The organism is Paenibacillus sp. CR_12, assembly GCF_041953985.1.
GTDB classification, from domain to species: domain Bacteria; phylum Bacillota; class Bacilli; order Paenibacillales; family Paenibacillaceae; genus Paenibacillus_AQ; species Paenibacillus_AQ lautus_A.
Genome location: NZ_JAVFHO010000002.1, coordinates 909,327 through 927,123, shown reverse-complemented (window position 1 = coordinate 927,123; position 17,797 = coordinate 909,327). Strand labels below are relative to the sequence as shown.

The 17,797-nt window shown below is 51.7% G+C and carries 19 protein-coding genes; 16 read left to right on the top strand and 3 right to left on the bottom strand.

The genetic code is table 11. From position 1 onward, the window contains the following. From RB297_RS07845 to RB297_RS07820, 6 genes are all read left to right on the top strand, one after another. Window positions 1-339 carry a Na(+)/H(+) antiporter subunit C gene (locus RB297_RS07845; RefSeq protein ID WP_375120194.1) on the top strand — a complete coding sequence of 113 codons (339 nt, stop codon included), beginning with the start codon at window positions 1-3 and terminating at the stop codon, window positions 337-339. Then, window positions 332-1,813 (top strand): Na+/H+ antiporter subunit D, encoded by a 1,482-nt coding sequence (locus tag RB297_RS07840; RefSeq protein WP_375120193.1) that lies wholly within the window; start codon window positions 332-334, stop codon window positions 1,811-1,813. Before RB297_RS07845 ends, RB297_RS07840 begins: the two co-directional genes overlap by 8 nt. Before the next feature lie 5 nt (window positions 1,814-1,818). Continuing rightward, on the top strand, window positions 1,819-2,298 hold the full coding sequence (locus RB297_RS07835) for a Na+/H+ antiporter subunit E (protein ID WP_096774305.1): 480 nt from the start codon (window positions 1,819-1,821) through the stop codon (window positions 2,296-2,298). Beyond that, complete coding sequence (locus RB297_RS07830) at window positions 2,295-2,588, top strand: Na(+)/H(+) antiporter subunit F1 (protein WP_009592424.1); 294 nt, start codon at window positions 2,295-2,297, stop codon at window positions 2,586-2,588. The genes RB297_RS07835 and RB297_RS07830 overlap by 4 nt, the downstream gene beginning before the upstream one ends. Then, entirely contained in the window at window positions 2,572-2,967 is a 396-nt protein-coding gene (gene mnhG / locus RB297_RS07825; RefSeq protein ID WP_015736053.1) for a monovalent cation/H(+) antiporter subunit G, read from the top strand. Before RB297_RS07830 ends, mnhG begins: the two co-directional genes overlap by 17 nt. 195 nt (window positions 2,968-3,162) lie before the next feature. Beyond that, the gene (locus RB297_RS07820) at window positions 3,163-4,050 is read left to right on the top strand and encodes a GNAT family N-acetyltransferase (RefSeq protein WP_375120192.1); all 888 of its coding nucleotides are present in this window, start codon (window positions 3,163-3,165) and stop codon (window positions 4,048-4,050) included. 81 nt (window positions 4,051-4,131) lie between these two features. Here RB297_RS07820 and RB297_RS07815 read toward each other — a convergent pair whose 3' ends face one another. After that, window positions 4,132-4,785, bottom strand: coding sequence for a TVP38/TMEM64 family protein (locus tag RB297_RS07815; protein WP_375120191.1), 654 nt, complete (start codon window positions 4,783-4,785; stop codon window positions 4,132-4,134). A gap of 336 nt (window positions 4,786-5,121) precedes the next feature. On the opposite strand from RB297_RS07815, the gene RB297_RS07810 reads away from it, so the two are divergent. Beyond that, a complete protein-coding gene (locus tag RB297_RS07810; protein ID WP_009592439.1) occupies window positions 5,122-5,988 on the top strand; it encodes a YitT family protein in 867 nt (288 codons plus the stop codon). Between the two features lie 102 nt (window positions 5,989-6,090). On the opposite strand, the gene RB297_RS07805 is transcribed toward RB297_RS07810, so the two are convergent. Together RB297_RS07805 and RB297_RS07800 are read right to left on the bottom strand one after the other, a co-directional pair. Continuing rightward, entirely contained in the window at window positions 6,091-6,303 is a 213-nt protein-coding gene (locus RB297_RS07805) for a hypothetical protein (RefSeq protein WP_009592426.1), read from the bottom strand. A gap of 48 nt (window positions 6,304-6,351) precedes the next feature. Then, complete coding sequence (locus RB297_RS07800) at window positions 6,352-6,924, bottom strand: thymidine kinase (RefSeq protein ID WP_036661246.1); 573 nt, start codon at window positions 6,922-6,924, stop codon at window positions 6,352-6,354. A 380-nt stretch (window positions 6,925-7,304) separates the two neighbouring features. Between RB297_RS07800 and RB297_RS07795 the strand changes: the two genes are divergently transcribed. The 9 genes from RB297_RS07795 to RB297_RS07755 all read left to right on the top strand — a co-directional run bounded on the left by RB297_RS07795 (window position 7,305) and on the right by RB297_RS07755 (window position 17,713). Next, complete coding sequence (locus RB297_RS07795; protein ID WP_375120190.1) at window positions 7,305-8,081, top strand: ABC transporter ATP-binding protein; 777 nt, start codon at window positions 7,305-7,307, stop codon at window positions 8,079-8,081. Window positions 8,082-8,152: 71 nt separating this feature from the next. After that, window positions 8,153-9,172, top strand: a complete 1,020-nt coding sequence (locus RB297_RS07790; protein WP_375120189.1) for an aliphatic sulfonate ABC transporter substrate-binding protein — start codon at window positions 8,153-8,155, stop codon at window positions 9,170-9,172. A 37-nt stretch (window positions 9,173-9,209) separates the two neighbouring features. Beyond that, a complete protein-coding gene (locus RB297_RS07785) occupies window positions 9,210-10,079 on the top strand; it encodes an ABC transporter permease (RefSeq protein WP_375120188.1) in 870 nt (289 codons plus the stop codon). Next, a complete protein-coding gene (locus RB297_RS07780; RefSeq protein WP_375120187.1) occupies window positions 10,076-10,885 on the top strand; it encodes an ABC transporter permease in 810 nt (269 codons plus the stop codon). Before RB297_RS07785 ends, RB297_RS07780 begins: the two co-directional genes overlap by 4 nt. 48 nt (window positions 10,886-10,933) lie before the next feature. Beyond that, the gene (locus RB297_RS07775; protein WP_375120186.1) at window positions 10,934-12,304 is read left to right on the top strand and encodes an LLM class flavin-dependent oxidoreductase; all 1,371 of its coding nucleotides are present in this window, start codon (window positions 10,934-10,936) and stop codon (window positions 12,302-12,304) included. 170 nt (window positions 12,305-12,474) lie between these two features. Continuing rightward, window positions 12,475-14,223 carry an RNA polymerase sigma factor gene (locus RB297_RS07770; protein ID WP_375120185.1) on the top strand — a complete coding sequence of 583 codons (1,749 nt, stop codon included), beginning with the start codon at window positions 12,475-12,477 and terminating at the stop codon, window positions 14,221-14,223. A gap of 250 nt (window positions 14,224-14,473) precedes the next feature. Then, the gene (locus RB297_RS07765; protein WP_015736042.1) at window positions 14,474-15,217 is read left to right on the top strand and encodes a GTP pyrophosphokinase; all 744 of its coding nucleotides are present in this window, start codon (window positions 14,474-14,476) and stop codon (window positions 15,215-15,217) included. Between the two features lie 529 nt (window positions 15,218-15,746). Next, window positions 15,747-17,144, top strand: coding sequence for a protoporphyrinogen oxidase (locus tag RB297_RS07760; RefSeq protein WP_375120184.1), 1,398 nt, complete (start codon window positions 15,747-15,749; stop codon window positions 17,142-17,144). Continuing rightward, entirely contained in the window at window positions 17,141-17,713 is a 573-nt protein-coding gene (locus RB297_RS07755) for a DUF1697 domain-containing protein (protein ID WP_096774295.1), read from the top strand. Before RB297_RS07760 ends, RB297_RS07755 begins: the two co-directional genes overlap by 4 nt. The last annotated feature ends 84 nt before the right edge of the window (window positions 17,714-17,797 follow it).

Sequence of the window (17,797 nt, the reverse complement as noted above, 5' to 3'; positions counted from 1 at the left end):
ATGGAACTATACATGTCGCTTGCCATCGGAATTATTTTCGCGGTTGGGATCTACCAGATCTTATCCAAGAGCCTGCTGCGGATCATTCTTGGCACTTCGCTGTTAACCCACGGCGTCCATCTGCTGCTGCTCACCATGTCAAGGCTGAAGACCGGGGCTGCGCCGCTGCTTAGCGAAGAGGCCTCCTCTTACGTTGATCCGGTTCCGCAAGCATTGATACTGACGTCCATCGTCATCAGCTTTGGCGTCACGTCGTTCTTTTTCGTACTGGCTTATAAAGCATATCAACGGTTGGGCACGGACAACATGGAGGAGTTAAGGGGGATGGACGATGAATAACGTGATTGTGCTTCCGCTCCTGATTCCTTTGGTTACGGCCGTCATGCTTATTTTCTGTTCCAAATACGTCCGCGCGCAGCGGTGGATCAGCGCGGTTAGTATTCTAATCAACCTGCTTTGTGCCCTGTTCATCGTCAACCAGGTGAGTAACGAAGGCATCCAGACGCTTCATATGGGCGGATGGCAGCCGCCGTACGGGATCGTGTTCGTGGCGGACATGCTGGCGGCACTGCTGGTGCTTACGACGCTGATCGTTGCGGGAGCCTGCCTGTTCTATGCTTTTCGGAGCATCGGGGAAGAGAGAGAGAAGCATTACTTCTATCCCTTTTTTCAATTTCTGCTGGCCGGCGTGATCGGATCGTTTCTGACGGGGGATCTGTTCAACCTGTTTGTCTGCTTTGAGGTCATGCTGATCGCTTCCTATGCGCTGATCGTGCTGGGCGGCACCAAGCGACAGCTGAGAGAAACCTTGAAGTACATGCTGATTAACATTATTTCATCCACCTTGTTTGTTGCAGCCGTAGCTTATTTGTACGGCACGGTCGGCACGCTGAACATGGCGCATCTGTCCCTGCGTGTGGCAGAAGTACAGCAGGACGGAATCTTGTCGGTCATTGGCCTTTTGTTCCTGATCGTATTCGCACTGAAGGCAGGCTTGTTCCTGTTCTTCTGGCTGCCCGGTTCCTACAGCGCACCTCCGGCGGCCGTAACGGCTCTGTTCGGCGCCCTGCTGACGAAGGTCGGGTTATATGCGATTATCCGAACCTTTACGCTGATCTTCCATCACGATACCGGCAACATTCACGCCGTCATCGGCTGGATGGCCGCAGCTACGCTCGTTCTGGGCAGCTTGGGCGCGGTTGCGTATAAGGATCTCGGACGCATCCTGAATTACAACATCATCATTAGCGTGGGCTTCATCGCCTTTGGTGTAGCAGTGGCCTCCTCCGATTCCTTAAACGGAGCCGTGTTCTATTTGATGCATGATATGATCGCTAAGGCGCTGCTGTTTATTCTGGGCGGTATCATCATGGCGAGCGCGGGCGCGAGCAAGCTGAGCGAAATGGGCGGCCTGATGAAGCGGCATCCTCTGGTAGGGTGGATGTTCTTCATCGTGGCGCTGGCGCTGGTCGGCATCCCGCCGCTTAGCGGATTTCTTGGCAAAGTCCTTATCGTTCGCGGCGGACTGAGCGAGGGGCATTATGCGCTGACGGGATTGGCGCTGGCATCAAGCCTGGCGGTGCTCTACTCCCTGATCAAAGTGTTTATGGGAGCATTCTGGGGCGAATTCCCAGGGCCTAACGAATCGCGGCCGGTCAGAATCCATCGGACCGCATATGCGGGAGCGATCGGGCTTGCGATCATAGTGATTGTCCTGGGGGTCGGTTCAGAATGGGTATATTCCTATACCTCCCAAGCAGGCGCCGTATTATCCGATCCGTCACTATACATTCATGCCGTATTAAAGGAGTAGTGGATATGGGCCATCAAATCCTGTTAAATATCATCATTGCCGTTGTCTGGATGTTCCTGAACAATAACTGGTCTCCCCAGCAATTCATTGTTGGATACCTGATCGGCATCTTGCTCATTTATATGCTGCGGCGCTTCTGGCCGAACGACTTCTATTTGCGCAAGCTGTGGTCCATCCTGATGCTGCTGCTCTTGTTTCTAAGCGAACTGTTTAAATCGAGCGTCACGGTCATCGGTCAGATCATAAGACCGAAGCTGAACGTTCGTCCCGGCATCTTCGCTTACTCCACGGAGCTGAAATCCGATTGGGAGATCACGGTGCTATCGTGCCTGATCTGCTTGACGCCAGGAACGCTTACCCTGGAAGTGTCGCGCGAGGGTCAGACGCTTTATATTCATGCGATGGATATCGAGGACGTCGAAGAGCTGTCGAATCAGATTCGCGGCACCTTCGAACGGGCGATCAAGGAGGTGACCCGCACATGATCCAGAGCATGCTGATTGCTTCGCTGGTGATTTTGTCGCTTGCCATCCTGGGCTGCTTGTATCGCTTGATCAAGGGACCCTCCATGAACGACCGGATCATGTCGCTGGATACGATCGGAATCATCCTGTTGTCCATGATCGCTGTGTTGTGCATGCTCTTCCGCACAACGGTCTATTTCGACATCATATTGCTGATCGGAATTCTAACGTTTATCGGAACGACCGCACTCGCCAGATATATCGAAAGGGGTGACGTCATTGAGCGCACAAACGATGAGTCAGATCGGTGAGTTTCTGATTGCGCTGATGGTGCTGCTCGGAGCTTTACTCGGCGCATTGAGCGCATTCGGCCTGATTCGCCTGCCGGATGTGTACATGAGATCCCACGCAGCCACGAAGAGCGCTACCCTTGGCGTCCTCTTTATTCTTGCGGGCGCATTTCTATATTTCACCTTTTACTTGGAGCATGTCAGCGCGAAGCTGCTGCTGGGGATCGTGTTCGTTTTCATTACGGGTCCGGTTGCCGGCCACTTGAACGGGAGGGCGGCTTACCGGTCTGGGGTATCCATGTGGGAGAAAAGCGTTCATGATGACCTGAAGCCTGCTCTCAAGCGCGAACGTGAACGCATGCGCGATTCCCGGAAGGCCGAACATTCCGAGAAAGGATGACCGCAAACCGTAAACAAGTTCCCGATGAATAATGGAGAAGATGAGATGGGCTTTCCAAGCATATGGGAAGCCCATCTCTGGTTGCATGCCTGGCTCACGAGTATCATTCCGTGGTAAAATTGACCAAAACGGGTTCGCGGAGTGATGGGATATCACGCTAGGAAAGCTGATCCTGAACAAGGAGAATGTGTACAGATGGTATTGGATACAGATCAAACGAAATTAAGAGAGCTGTCTTCCTTTCTTGCCCGAATGAATGGGAATCGTCATCATCATGTCGGATATTGCGGCGAACAGGAAGGGGAGATTTATTGCACGCTGCTGGAAGATTTTTCGGAAAATGGCCGGCTGAGCAGCCAGCGATTTACCGTGATCTATGATCAAGATCAGATGGTAGGCGCATTGGGTTTCGATGTGGACGAAGAAGAGGGAACTGCTGAGATATGGGGACCTTTTATCGATGCGGAAGGCGAGCTTTGGCATCGGTTGGCGAAGGAGCTATGGGTTGAAGGAACAACGAAGCTGAATGGCAGCGTATCACGCTATTTCGGATTTTATAATGCAGCTCATCAGTCCGCTGCGAGGTTTATGGAGGACAAAGGGGGAAGAAAGACAGGCGTGCATCATGTACTGAGGTTCCAAAAATCCACCTTGTTAACGAATGCCGCGCCTGGATTGCAGGATATCACGCCCGAGTATTGGGATGAGTTCGCGGATCTGCATGGCAAGGCCTTCCCGAATACCTATCTCAGCTCGGAGTCTATTTTGCGGAAGCTGGATGAGGATCACCGGCTCTTCATACTTACGGAAGATGGCCGTTTCGCCGGGTATGTGTATGTGGAGGGAGACCCCGAATTCCAGGAAGGAAGCATAGAGTACATTGCGGTATCCGAACATTTCCGGCGCAAAGGCTATGGCCGGATCCTGCTTGATCAAGGGCTCCATTATTTGTTCCAGGTCCTGCAGCTGGAAGAAATCTCGCTATGCGTGGACCAGGACAATGCAGGGGCGCTCCAGCTGTATCATCGTGCGGGCTTTGAGACGGTGCATGAACTGGCGGCATACGTATTGGAGCGAACATGATGATTTCCAACATAGCACGCTCATAAATAACAAGACCCGCCATCCCAGCAATCGGGACCGGCGGGTCTTCTTGTTAAACATCTAACGCTTCTTCTTTTTACTGCTGATGACGACGCTTCCGGACTGATCATCGTGATGGTAACGGTTTTCCATCTTTTTGCCGGCCAGCCACAACAGCCAGAGGACGACGGCCGCGATAAGAATGCGCCAAGGCTGCTGGATAAAGGCCTGCCAGTCATGTCCGATGAATGCCACCATGAAGATCATTACGGATTTGCCTGCCATAACGGCGATCGTGAACGTTGTAGCCGATACCGTGCTGATGCCGGATGCGATATTGATCAGCGAGGAAGGCGTAAAGGGAAAGCAGTACAGGATGAAGATCGGCGTAAAGCCCTTTTCTTCAATCCAATGGAAGAAACGCTGGGAACCCGGCATTCTTTTTTGTATAAGCAATCCCAGTTTGCCTCCCAGCTTGCGAACAATCCAAAACACCGTGACGGATCCAAGGCAAACGCCGATCCAGGACAGCAGGAATCCCCACCATAAACCATAGGCTGCGGAGTTTCCCATCACCAGGACGATGAGGGGCAGAAAGGGGAGAAACGCCTCTATAAATGGAAGCAAAATACCCGGAATGGGACCCAGCCGCGAGTACTGCTGCAGCCATCCCTGCACTTGATCCATGTCAATTTCTTTCATATGGGTCCACACGTTCTGAAGCCATTCCAACATGATGAGTAAATCCTCTCCCTGCCTGGGGTAAATTATGTATTTTCTCGTCGATCGCGGATGGAATATATTATAGCATAACCGGAATCAATATTATAAATTGCAAGTATTGGCCCTGCCTGGTTCCAGTCGATTCGGTCATGCCCTGCAGCGATGGGTCAGGAATAGATCGAAAGGTATATGGGGCGGGACTGTACTCCTTATGTCCGGGGGACCCGGTCATGGTCTGAAAGATCCATGTGACATGGTGTGTCAACATTGACACGCCATTCCTTTTTTTAATACAATGGTTCTTCGACAGGCTTTAGCGTGTGAAAAATGATACAAAAGGAGAATGGCATGGTCAAAAATCACAAAAAACTGACAGTCGGCGAAATTCTGAAACGGTTCATCTTTATCACCGTCGGTGCAATTCTGATGGCCGTGGCGCTTGAGATCTTCCTGGTGCCCAACGAAATCATCGACGGTGGAATTACCGGTATTTCCATCGTATTATCATCGATTACGCCCATCAAATTGGGGGTATTCCTGTTTATCATCAACTTACCGTTTCTGTTTATCGGTTATAAGCAGATTGGCAAAACGTTTGCGTTTTCCACGCTGTACGGGATCGTGGTGCTGTCGGTGGCGACAACCTTCCTGCATCATGTAGATCCGTTCACGAACGAGAAGATTTTGGCGGTATTATTCGGCGGATTGGTTCTGGGCCTCGGGGTCGGTCTTGTCATCCGTTACGGCGGTGCGCTTGACGGGACGGAGATCGTAGCCATCCTGCTGTCCAAGAAGCTGCGAATGCCGGTCGGTCAGATCATCATGATCATCAACGTTTTCATATTCATTACCGCAGGGTTTGTATTCGGTGCAGATTCGGCGATGTATTCGATCTTCTCATACTACATAGCGGCAAAAGTGATGGATATTGTGGTAGAGGGCTTGGACGAGTCCAAATCCGTTACGATTATATCCAACGAATATGAGGAAATTTCGAGTGCCATCATGCAGCGTCTGGGACGCAGCACGACCATGATCTATGCTAAGGGCGGATATTCGAAAGAGGACACGCAGATGATTTATTGCGTCATCACCAGGCTGGAGATTGCGAAGCTGAAGACCGTGGTGCAGGAGATAGACAAGAACGCATTTATTTCGATTCAAAATGTCGCGGACGTGCTGGGCGGAAGCATGGCAAAGTCCGATATTCATTAGGGATACGTTTGAGCTATCGTCTTGATACGCTGATTAACGAAGCGGCCCTCTGCAGATAAGTTCTGCAGAGGGCCGCTGTTTTCGTGATCGGCAATCCGCCGATCACTTCCGTACTTCAAAAAACTCGCATTCGTCCCGCTTGTGATAGCCGAGCGAACTGACGCTGGATTGCGTAATGACGGTATCGTCGGTGAAACGGATGACAAGACTCCCGGAATCAATCAAATGATTATCCTTGAAGATGCGTATACGGATCTGCTGCTCCATGACTTCTTGAAAGTCCTGGTCGGTCAATAACGGTCTGACGATCGGCATGGATGACCAACTCCTAACGTAAAAAGGTGGTTTGATTGCGATAACGTCCTATGCTAAAGGGGGATTGGTATGGCATTTGCGGCAGACAGGGAAGTAGGTATCATTCCCGCCGATCAGGATCTGTTCGCCGGCATAGACGGGCTTGCCGTCGATGACGCGAAGGTTCATGATCGCTTTGCGCTCGCAGAACCAGCAGATCGTCTTCATTTCCTCGATTTTATCGGCGTAAATCAGCATCCAGCGGCTGCCTTCAAACAGCTCGTTGCGGAAGTCGTTCTTTAGTCCGAAGCCCATGACAGGCACGTTAAGCTCATCGACGATTCGAACGAGCTGGAGGATGCTGTCCTTGGACAGGAACTGGCATTCGTCAACAAGAACGCAGTAGGGCTTAGGCTGATGATCCTTCACGATCCCGTAGATATCGGTCGTATCGGATATAGGTATCGCTTCACGGCGCAGGCCGATTCGCGACGATACATAACCGACGGCATCCCGGTCATCGAGAGCGGACGTAAAGAGAAGCACCGGTTTGTTCTGTTCTTCGTAGTTATGGGCGACTTTCAAAATCTCGATGGATTTACCACTGTTCATGGAGCCGTACTTGAAAAATAATTGAGCCATGCTTTCGTTCCCTTCCTATAGGTGCAATGTTGCTTTTATAAGCGCAATGGTGCAAATTTCGTTATTCTTACTATATAAGATATGACATGCAGAGTATATTGTCGCATTATTGGGCGGTATTTGTCCATTGCTGGTGTTGAATATATTCTGACAAACCTGTTACCAGGGAACGAAAAAAAGGTTTGACAACCATTACCAGCAGTTGTAATATAACGGCATACCAAATGAATACCAAGATTATCGACCAGATAACTGGAGATATCACGCAAAGGAACAAGTACGACGATTGAGCGTACTTTGAGCAGCGTGATATCTCTTTTTTTTCACCTCTTAACCAAGTAAACAGGTGTGAATAATTATAATAGGGGATGGTGAGGAAAATGTCAGCAGACACATTGATTATTGAACAGGTAAACAAAATTTTTCAAGCCCCGACAGGGAATGTTACGGCGCTGAAAGGCATTGACTTGCGGGTTCGTAAAGGGGAATTCATCACATTGATCGGACCGAGCGGCTGCGGGAAGAGCACCTTACTCAAAATCGTTGCGGGCCTGGATACGTCGTACGAGGGAAGCGTCCTGCTGAATGACAAGCCGATATCGGGCCCAAGCATCCAGAAGGGGTTTATTTTTCAAGAGCCGCGCTTGTTTCCATGGCTGACGGTGGAAAAGAATATCGCAGGCAATTTATCGCTGAAGCAGAAGGACGTCCGGAAAAAGGTGGATGAATTCATTGAGCTCGTTCGGCTGAAAGGCTTCGAGAAGGCATATCCCAGGGAGCTGTCGGGAGGGATGGCCCAGCGGGTAGCCATCGCCAGGGCGCTGCTGCGGAATCCGGACGTGCTGCTGCTGGATGAACCTTTTGGCGCGCTGGATGCGTTCACTCGCTCCCATATGCAGGAGGTGCTGCTGGACATCTGGCAAAATAACCGCACGACCATGCTATTTGTTACCCATGATCTGGATGAGGCTGTGTTTCTTGGCGAGCGGGTCGTCATTATGAACCCGAGACCGGGCCATATTCGTTCCATCCTGCCGATCGATCTGCCGTTTCCGCGGAAACGGACCGGATCCTCCTTCCAGGAGCTGCGAACCAAAGTGCTGCGAGAGTTCGAGAAAGTGGAAGAACCGGAGTTCGATACCGGTGCAGGAATTTAATCGGTCCAGGGTTGTCAAGCGTCAAACGAAATGAACGATAGAGAACGAGAACAGGGGGAGAGAATCTGATCATGAATACAAAGAAAAAGAACGTCGCCATTATGCTATTGCTTATCCTTTCCGTCTTCGCATCCGGCTGCGCCGGGGCAAACAGCCAGCCCGCGGCTGAAGCCGTCAAGAAGGGAGCAGACGGCAAATACACAGATTTGACCGTACGGCTCGGGGTCCAGGGAAGCGGCGGTTTGTTCGGCAAGGCGCGCGAGGAGAGATGGTTCGAGGAGGAGTTCGGCAAGCTAGGCGTCAAGGTGGAGTGGGCAGAGTTTCAGAGCGGCCCTCCCATGACCGAAGCGATGGCTTCGAATCGTCTGGACTTTGCGGGGCTCGGCAATATGCCGATTATCGCCGCCCAGGCGGCCGATATTCCGTTTAAGGTCATCTCCCAGAGCTTGCACGGCCAGAAGAATGTGGCCATCATCGTGCCGCCGGATAGCACTGCGCAGACCCTCAGTGATCTGAAGGGAAAGAAGGTAGCGGTAACCAAAGGGAGCAATGCCTTTAACTTTTTGTACCGGGGATTGGCGGATCAAGGACACAAGGTATCCGACATCGAAATCATTCAGCTTCAGCCCGACGAAGCCCAGCCTGCATTCGAATCGGGAGGCGTCGATGCTTGGGCAACCTGGGACCCGTACATTACCTTGAACACGCTGACAGGCAAAGGCAACGTGCTGGCGGACGGCGAGCAGCTTGGCGTCCTGTCGCCTTCGTTCAATATCGTGCGGAAGGATTTTGCCGATCAATATCCGGATTTGGTCACGCTCTATCTGACCGTGCTGAACAAGACTCTCGCCTGGGAGAAAGAAAACGAAGCGGAGGCGATTAAACGTTACGCCGATGAGCGCGGCATCCCGCAGGAAGTCATTCAAGGCACGTTTGACCGTTCAAGGTCGATCAACATTCCCGTAACGGATGACATCATCGCGGAGCAGCAGAAAACCGCCGACTTCCAATTCGAGCAAAAAACGATCCGCAAAAAAATCCAGGTCAAAGAGGTGTTTGATAATCAGTACATTGAGGCTGCAACCCAATAAGCGGCACATCATCTGAAATTGAAAGGAGGTAGCGCTTATGCTCCCGGAAGGGATCAGCAAAAGGGCGGTTGTCGTGACCGCCGACCCCGTCGAAACCCGTCTCCGTCCTAAGCGGATTGACCGCAGGTTCCTGTTTAAACTTACCCATGCATGGATCGGCTGGCTTGTTCCGCTCTTTATCATCATCGCGTGGCAGGCGGCTGGGGCCATGGGTTGGCTCAATCCGATCCTGCTTCCGACTCCGCTCGATATCTGGAAGGAATTCGTTCATTTAACAAGCTCCGGCGAGCTGATTCGGCATTTGGGCATCTCATCCTGGCGAGCGCTGCTCGGGTTTCTGCTCGGCGGCAGCCTCGGTTTGGCCGCGGGGATATGGGTTGGTTTCTCGTACAAGGCCGAGCGGCTTGTCGATCCTACCTTGCAAATGCTGCGGACGCTTCCCCATCTGGCCATTGCGCCGCTGTTCATTCTATGGTTCGGATTCGGGGAAACCTCGAAAATCCTGCTTATTGCCAAGGGCTCGTTCTTTCCGCTCTACGTGAACACATTCCTCGGCATCCGCTCCGTGGACAACAGGCTGTTTGACGTAGCCCGCGTCCTGCAATTCAGCCGTTGGGATATGATCCGCAGGCTGATCGTTCCCGCTTCGCTGCCCCATATTTTCCTCGGCATACGCCTCTCGATCGGGGTGGCATGGCTTGGCCTGGTTGTGGCGGAGCTGATGGGTTCCAGTTCCGGCATCGGTTATATCATCAATGATGCGCGTTCCTTCTCCTGGACCACGGTGGTCTTCGTCGGAATTTTGGTGTTTGCGCTCGTCGGGAAGCTGTCGGATTCCCTCGTCAAAGGGCTCGAAGGCAGACTTCTGCGTTGGCAGGACAGCTATAAGGGAGGCGACCCGTCATGAGAAGTCATGCAGACACTTCAGAAACAGGGGGGCGGGACTGGCTGAAGGCCATTCCAAAGCCCCTCCATGCCTGGCTTGTGCCCGCAGCGATCTTGGCTTTATGGCAGGCAGCCGGCGGATTTGGCTGGATTTCGGCGTCCCTGCTGCCTACTCCGCTTACGATAGCCAAGCAATTCGCGAGTTTGGGGGCCAACGGCGAGCTGTGGGAGCATTTTCGGATCAGTCTCCTTCGAGCGCTATCGGGCTTTTTGCTGGGCGGCTTGACGGGGCTGGCTCTGGGATTGTCCACGGGGCTTGGCAAAATGGCGGAGCGTACGCTGGACCCTTCATTTCAAATGCTGCGTACCGTACCGTTATTATCGCTGATTCCGCTGTTTATTCTATGGTTCGGCATCGGGGAATTCTCGAAGATTCTCATGATCTCCCTCGGAGCTTTTTTCCCGATCTATGTAAATACCTTCCTTGGCATTCGCAGCGTGGATGCAAAGCTATATGAAGTATCGAGGATCTTTCAATATTCAAAGCTGCAGCTGCTGATCCGCTTGATCGTACCGGCTGCACTGCCGAACATCTTGCTTGGCATCCGCCTGTCGCTCGGCGTTTCCTGGCTTGTGCTGGTCGTAGCGGAGATGATGGGGACCAGCGCGGGCATCGGATACATGATTCAAGACGCCCGAGCCTATTCCCAAACGGACATTGTGTTTGTAGGCATTGTTATTTTTGCGGCCGTGGGCAAGCTCTCCGATTCCGTTGTACGCCGGCTGGAATCCAGGCTGCTGGGCTGGAGAGAGACATATAAGGGCTGATCAAGGATGGTTGGCTGACAATTTTATATGAATAGGAGTGGTACGAAGATGGGGACAACCAACCGCAGAGATCATCAGATGCACCTGGGAGCGTTTATTTATTACGCAGGACATCATCACGCCGGGTGGCGTCATCCAACCTCGGACGTGGAGGGCATGTTTGGCATTGAGCTGTATAAGCAGCTGGCGGCCACGGCAGAGCGGGGAAGGTTCGACATGATGTTTTTTGCCGATTTGCTGTACGTGACCCAGGTCGAAAATTCCGCTTCCGGCATGCTGGACCCGTTAACGCTGTTATCCGCACTCTCCGCCGTGACGGACAAACTGGGGCTGACCGCCACGGTCTCCACTACGTACAATGAACCGTATAACGTGGCTCGGAAATTTGCTTCTCTCGATTGGATCAGCGGGGGAAGAGCGGGCTGGAATATCGTGACGTCCCAGCTTGACATCGAAGCCCACAATTACGGCAAGCCGGAGCACCCGGAGCATGGCTTGCGTTACGAAATGGCACGCGAGTTTGTTGAAGCGGTTACCCGGTTATGGGACAGCTGGGAAGACGATGCCCTTGTGCTGGATCGGGAGTCCGGGAAATTTGCCGATGGAGCGAAGGTGCGTCCCGTGGACTTTAATGGGCAATGGTATTCCACGAAAGGCCCACTGAACGTTCCGAGGCCGCCGCAAGGCTACCCCGTCCTGATACAGGCCGGTTCTTCCGGTCCGGGACAGGACTTTGCCGCCCAATATGGCGAGGTCATCTTTACGGCACAGCAGTCCAAGAAGGCAGCGCAGGCGTTTTACGCCAGCGTGCACTCGAAGCTGTCCCATTATGGTAGAGCAAGCGGAAGCCTGAAAATCATGCCGGGCCTGTCGCCTGTCATCGGCTCAACCGAGGAGGAGGCACGGCGCAAAGCGCACGAGCTGCTGGAATTGATTCCGCCAGCTTCGGCGATCGCCGTTCTGTCCGGGTTCCTGAATTACGACCTGAGCGGTTATCCGCTGGACCAGCCGCTGCCAAGAAACATCCCGGACCCCGTGGCCGCATCCAACGGCATGAAAAGCCGGGTCCAGTTATATATGGACATGGCTTATCAGGATAATCTGTCGATCTTAGAGTTAGGAAGAAAGATACTGACCTCGAGAGGTCATATGCCATTTGTCGGGACGCCCGAGCAGTTGGCCGACATGATGCAGGATTGGTTCGAAGGTTATGCCTGCGACGGATTTAATATCATGCCTCCGGTGCTGCCGGGAGATCTGGACGAGTTCGTGGATGCGGTTATCCCGATGCTGCAAGAACGGGGCCTGTTCCGTTCCGAATACAGCGGCCATACACTGAGGGAGCATCTGGGCCTAACGCGTCCTGAACCGGGACATTTTCGCCGGGAGGTTCAACAGGCCGCCGCGGATGCCATATAAGCGTGAAAAGGCGGGGAACGTTCCAAGCGACCGAGGGTTCAGGTCAGCTTGGGACGTTTTGTCGCTTCAAATGCAAAAAAAGCTATACTATTTCTCGAGTGATATTGTCAGAAATGACGATCTTTTCAGGTCATATAAGTAGTCAACGATACGAAAGAGGGTTCGAGCAATTGGAAACGACAGCAGACAGTGCGATTCAATGGGATGAGATGGAAGATGACGAGCTGGTGAAATACTCGCAGGCAGGGGAACGGGAAGCATTCGGGGAGCTTGTTCGGCGCCATCGCTCCAAGGTGTATGGTTATGCCAGAGCGATAACGCGGGAGTCCTACTTAGCAGAAGACGTGGTGCAAGATGCCCTGATCCGAGCATTCATGCATCTTGGCAAATTGGTGGATGCCCGGCGCTTCCTTCCATGGATGCACCGCATCGTCCGGAATCAGGCCTATACCCGCCTTAAAGGGAGCTCCGCGTGCAAAGAGCAGACTTTCACCGAGCTAGAAGGCATGGGAAGAGTTAACGGTTCGGGGAGTCTGGAGCAATGGAACGATCTGGACAGCATTCTGGGCAGGCTCAACCATTCCGCAAGCGAAGCGGCCTCGGGTTTTAACGTACCGGAGGAGCGCATCGTGCAGCAGGAAACGCTGCGTGCTTTAACCGGCATCATTCAATGCCTGAAGCCGCGCGAAAGGCTTATTTTCGAATCCCATTTTTTCGATCAGCTGTCCCCGCAGGAAATTGCCGACTTGTTTCAGCTCTCTTCGGCCAATGTGTACCAGATTATTTCGAGATCACGGAAAAAAGTGATCCAAGAAAAAATCCGCGTTACCGTTGACTCTTATATTAAGACGAGAAGGGACCTGGGAATTATGAAGAAGAACATATTGCCTTACGAAGGACCGATGAAAGAAACCAAAACCTGGACATCCGCAGCGGATGCCACGTACAAAATCCTTCAGTTTACAGACCGCAAGCTATCGCTTCCGATGGTCATGGGGCTGACGGGGCATGCATTCCGGATCAATATCATACCGAATGATGTCCATATCGCGGGCCCGACCGCCTATTTTTTCGGCGAATCTTTATCCCGCGGCCTTCATAATATCGGCTTCCATTCCAAATTCGTCGACGGCATGTCGGACGGCATCGGGACAAACGCCAATCTGCTGGATCCTGCCCTTATGGAAAAGGGAGCGATGAATAAACGCAGCATTCATCAAGAGCTGCCAAGAGCCCTTGATTTGATCCATGCCTCATTGGATCGCGGATATCCCGTCCTGGCCTGGGATATTTTCTTTCCGGAGTTCGGAACGCTGTACGGGTACGATGACGAGACGAGAACCTTATATGCGGAGGAGTGCGGAAGAGTCGATACGCTGCCTTACGAAAATCTGGGCAAGAGCGTCTTGGAAGAAATATTCGTCCTGGCGATTGAGGGTTCCGTGGATTTGACGCTTCGGCAGCAGCTGCGACTGGCACTGGAAACCGCCACCGAGTTATATGAAGGAAAGGAAAACGCGGTGCCGACGGCTGTGAAGGGAATCGCGGCCTACGATGCTTGGATTGAATCGCTGCTTGGTCGTGAAATAGAGCCGAATGGTCATGCTTACAACATCGAAGTGCTGCGGGATGCCCGGTACTATGCCGCCGAGTTCTTCAAGGAACTGGTGAGCGCTTGGCCGAAAGCCATGGAGGACGGTCCGGATCTGACGGCATCGTTCGAAGATGCCGCCGCGCTGTATACGGAGATCTGCAAGAAGTTCAGTGTCCTGCATGGGATGTTTCCATTTCCGAAGGGTGGCGAGCCTAATTCGGCAGAACAAGCAGCAACGGCGATATCGCTGGTAGAGGAGATCAAGGCCTTGGAGATCGAAGCAGCTGCGAAATTGGGCCAGATGTTTTCTACATTGTCCTCCTGAATCCAGGTTGGATTAGCGGCTTAATCCTTGCCGCAATGATTGGAATGAATAAGCATAAGATAAAGACGCCTGCGACGTTTGTAGTTGCGGCGTCTTTTTGACGTTATTGCACTAAAGTTGCAGTCGCACCTCAATATCAACTACTATTTAAAGAGGGACAGAACTTCTAGAATGTTAGCAACGCGTTTTGTTTTTATTTACTACTCGAGTCGTCACGGCTCTGAATCACACAATCGAAAGGAAGTATCCCATGAATTCTTTGCAAATCGAACAGCTCAAAATCATTCGGAACGAAATTACCCGATTCATGATGAAATACAAATTCGCCTTAGATGAGATCGAAACCAAGATGGAGATATTAAAAGAAGAGTTTCAGGCTCTTCATGACTATAGCCCGATCGAGCATACGAAATCCCGCTTGAAATCGCCGGAGAGCATCATGAAGAAGCTGCTTCGCAAGGGCGGAAACATATCGCTCCGTTCCATAGAAGATAACATTAAGGACATTGCGGGTTTACGAATCACCTGTTCATTCATTACCGACATTTACAAAATCAGCGACATGCTGCAGAATCAAAGCGATTTAACGGTCCTGAACGTCAAGGACTACATCAAGAATCCGAAGCCGAACGGATACCAAAGCTTGCATCTGTTAGTGGAAGTGCCCGTCTTTTTCTCTGACCGGGTGGAGAAGGTATGCGTTGAAGTCCAGATTCGAACGATTGCCATGGATTTCTGGGCGAGTCTGGAGCATAAGATCTTTTACAAATATAATAAGTCGGTTCCCCAGCACCTGCTCGAAGAGCTTAAGAAGGCGGCGGATACCGCCAACGCGCTGGACCGTCAGATGGAGCAATTGCATCGCGAAGTGCAGGCCATTAAGGATTCGGAAAGCGACGATTCGCTTCTTGAGGAATTAAAAAGCATCCAGATCAACAACCGCAAGTATGAGCTCCCGGCGGGCTTGCTCGAAGTATTGACGGAGGATAATTAAGACGTACCCGGGCGGCGCAAAAAAGGAATGCCTGACCTGTTTCATCGCCCATGCACCGGGTATATATATCCTAAGTGGGAAGTGGAAACACATCAACACCAGACGGATAACAAGACGTTAAGTCGGAATTACCGAAAGGATTTGATACCCATGTACAACGAAACAAGGAATAAGGACGACACAGCCTGAATTATTCCGGCGTACACCTTAAGCTATTAAAGCAATGGAATGATAGCGTCAAAAAGGATATAACCGCTTCCCACGAAAAAAACTCTGCGAGTGATCTCGCGGAGTTTTTTGCTGTCGAAGACCATCCCAGCACTGGATCATGAGTTCAGCACGAACAATTATAGATTGTTCAGGGGCGATGTCCGGGAAACCGGTGGCTGTGAACGGTTCTGTTCACAATATTGAGGGAATGGCACCCGACGAATGAACGGCCACTATGATATACTTAGGAATTGGATACAATGGTAACGTAACATTATATATTATTGATATAAACCTACATAATAGAGGTGTATGTACAGTGACAACTACCGTAGTCATCGGCGGCGGCATTACCGGACTTTCGACCTTATATTATCTGCAAAAAGAGCTGAAACATCATCGACGGGACATGGACTTGGTGCTGGTTGAGGCAAGCGATGTGCTGGGAGGCAAAATCCGAACCGTCCAGAACGGTGAATTTATTATGGAAACCGGAGCGGATTCGATCGTATCCCGGAAAACGAATGTGGCGCCGCTTCTGGAGGAGCTTCAGATAACGGACCAGGTTGTGTACAATGCCACGGGGACTTCTTTCATATATACAACCGACGGCCTAAAAAAAATTCCCGAGGAGAGCGTATTCGGCATACCGCTTAGCTTGAAATCCTTGGCCGAAAGCGGGCTGGTATCCGCGGAGGGGAAGGTGGAGGCGCTCAAGGACTATTACACGCCGAATGAGACGTTCACCAAGCATGATTCCCTGGGAGAATTCCTTGAGTCCTTTCTAGGGAAGGAAATCGTTCAGAACCAGATCGCTCCGGTCATATCGGGCGTCTATTCCGGGGAGCTCCATGACCTGACCATTGCGTCCACATTCCCCTATTTGCTGGAGTACAAAAATACCTACGGCAGCATCATGGGCGGTTTGGCCGAGAATAAACAGAAGTTCCTTGGCACCGGCAATAAGAAATTTATTTCCTTCAAAGACGGTGTCTCGGTGTTGATTGACGCACTGGAACGGAGCCTGACAGAAGCAGGCGCGAAGATCTGCAAGGGCGTTGCCGCTGAGAAGCTGGAGAGAACGCCTAACGGCTATCGATTGATGCTGGCGAACGGCGAACAGATGGAAGCGGATTTTGTTGTAATAAGCACGCTGGGATCAAGCGCGAAGGAGCTGCTGGAAGATCCGCGGCTTCACGAGGATTTTGACCAATTGTATACGAAGTCGCTCATTAGCGTGTATCTGGCCTATGATATTCGAGATGAAGAGCTTCCTTACGACGGCACGGGATTCATTACGGCCAAGGGGACGAAGCTGAAGTGTGACGCATGCACCTGGACGAGCCGGAAATGGGAGCACACCTCCGAGAATAATCGGCTATTGATGCGATTGTTCTACAAAAGCTCCAATCCGTATTATGAGCAATTAATCCGATTGTCGGACGAAGAATTGAAGCATGTCGGGATGGAGGATATCCGTCAGAGCTTAGGTTTAGAGGCTGAACCCGTGTCCTGCGAAGTTACCAAATGGCATGAGAATATGCCGAACTATCATCTGAAGCACAGGCAGGTCGTGGAGTCGCTGGAGCTCGCAATGGAAGACCTTTATCCTAACGTGATGCTTGCCGGCTGCTCATATTATGGCGTTGGGATCCCGGACTGCATCGCGAACGGCGAGAAGACGGCAGGTATGATCATGGAAAGGATGCTCAAATGACCATCTATATCGCTTTGCTTCGAGGAATCAACGTCGGCGGACACAATAAAATCAAAATGGCCGATTTAAGAAAAATGCTTGAAGGCATGGGCCTAGCCCGCGTGCAAACATACATTCAGAGCGGAAACGTGCTCTTCGAATCTGCGGATTCCAAGGAAACGCTGCAGGTCCAAATGGAGCAAGGAATACAAGAAGCGTTCGGCTTCCCGATAACCGTGATACTCAGAACCTCGCAGGAAATCGAGGGCATCGTCCGGCATTGTCCTTTTTCGGAAGAAACGATACGTGCGGCGGAGGCAGCATCGGAGTTTGAGAGTCTTTATGTTGCCATGCTGCCGGAAGCACCGACTCCCGATGACGTTGAGAGATTGAGGCTCTACGTGAACGATAAAGAAACTTTTGAAGCGATCGGAGAAGAAATCTATTTGCTGTTTAAGGAAAGCGTTCGGAATTCCAAGCTGGCGGCGCAAATGGCAAAGTTCGGCGTACCGATGACGATGCGGAATTGGAAAACCATGAACAAGCTGGTAGAGCTGTCCCGAACGATGCAAAATGAACAGCCGCTATAATCGATTCAAGGTTACGGAGGAGGCATTAGCGGCATCCGATTTCGAAGGAAATTTGGGCCGGCGTGTTTCACTTCCCGTGGACCG

Coding starts and splice junctions, on each gene's coding strand:
- RB297_RS07780 (WP_375120187.1), top strand. CDS start 10,076: ATGAGAAGTCATGCAGACACTTCAGAAACAGGGGGGCGGGACTGGCTG.
- RB297_RS07805 (WP_009592426.1), bottom strand. CDS start 6,303: ATGCCGATCGTCAGACCGTTATTGACCGACCAGGACTTTCAAGAAGTC.
- RB297_RS07755 (WP_096774295.1), top strand. CDS start 17,141: ATGACCATCTATATCGCTTTGCTTCGAGGAATCAACGTCGGCGGACAC.
- RB297_RS07840 (WP_375120193.1), top strand. CDS start 332: ATGAATAACGTGATTGTGCTTCCGCTCCTGATTCCTTTGGTTACGGCC.
- RB297_RS07790 (WP_375120189.1), top strand. CDS start 8,153: ATGAATACAAAGAAAAAGAACGTCGCCATTATGCTATTGCTTATCCTT.
- RB297_RS07810 (WP_009592439.1), top strand. CDS start 5,122: ATGGTCAAAAATCACAAAAAACTGACAGTCGGCGAAATTCTGAAACGG.
- RB297_RS07845 (WP_375120194.1), top strand. CDS start 1: ATGGAACTATACATGTCGCTTGCCATCGGAATTATTTTCGCGGTTGGG.
- RB297_RS07785 (WP_375120188.1), top strand. CDS start 9,210: ATGCTCCCGGAAGGGATCAGCAAAAGGGCGGTTGTCGTGACCGCCGAC.
- RB297_RS07765 (WP_015736042.1), top strand. CDS start 14,474: ATGAATTCTTTGCAAATCGAACAGCTCAAAATCATTCGGAACGAAATT.
- RB297_RS07775 (WP_375120186.1), top strand. CDS start 10,934: ATGGGGACAACCAACCGCAGAGATCATCAGATGCACCTGGGAGCGTTT.
- RB297_RS07815 (WP_375120191.1), bottom strand. CDS start 4,785: ATGTTGGAATGGCTTCAGAACGTGTGGACCCATATGAAAGAAATTGAC.
- RB297_RS07800 (WP_036661246.1), bottom strand. CDS start 6,924: ATGGCTCAATTATTTTTCAAGTACGGCTCCATGAACAGTGGTAAATCC.
- RB297_RS07795 (WP_375120190.1), top strand. CDS start 7,305: ATGTCAGCAGACACATTGATTATTGAACAGGTAAACAAAATTTTTCAA.
- RB297_RS07835 (WP_096774305.1), top strand. CDS start 1,819: ATGGGCCATCAAATCCTGTTAAATATCATCATTGCCGTTGTCTGGATG.
- RB297_RS07820 (WP_375120192.1), top strand. CDS start 3,163: ATGGTATTGGATACAGATCAAACGAAATTAAGAGAGCTGTCTTCCTTT.
- RB297_RS07830 (WP_009592424.1), top strand. CDS start 2,295: ATGATCCAGAGCATGCTGATTGCTTCGCTGGTGATTTTGTCGCTTGCC.
- mnhG (WP_015736053.1), top strand. CDS start 2,572: ATGAGTCAGATCGGTGAGTTTCTGATTGCGCTGATGGTGCTGCTCGGA.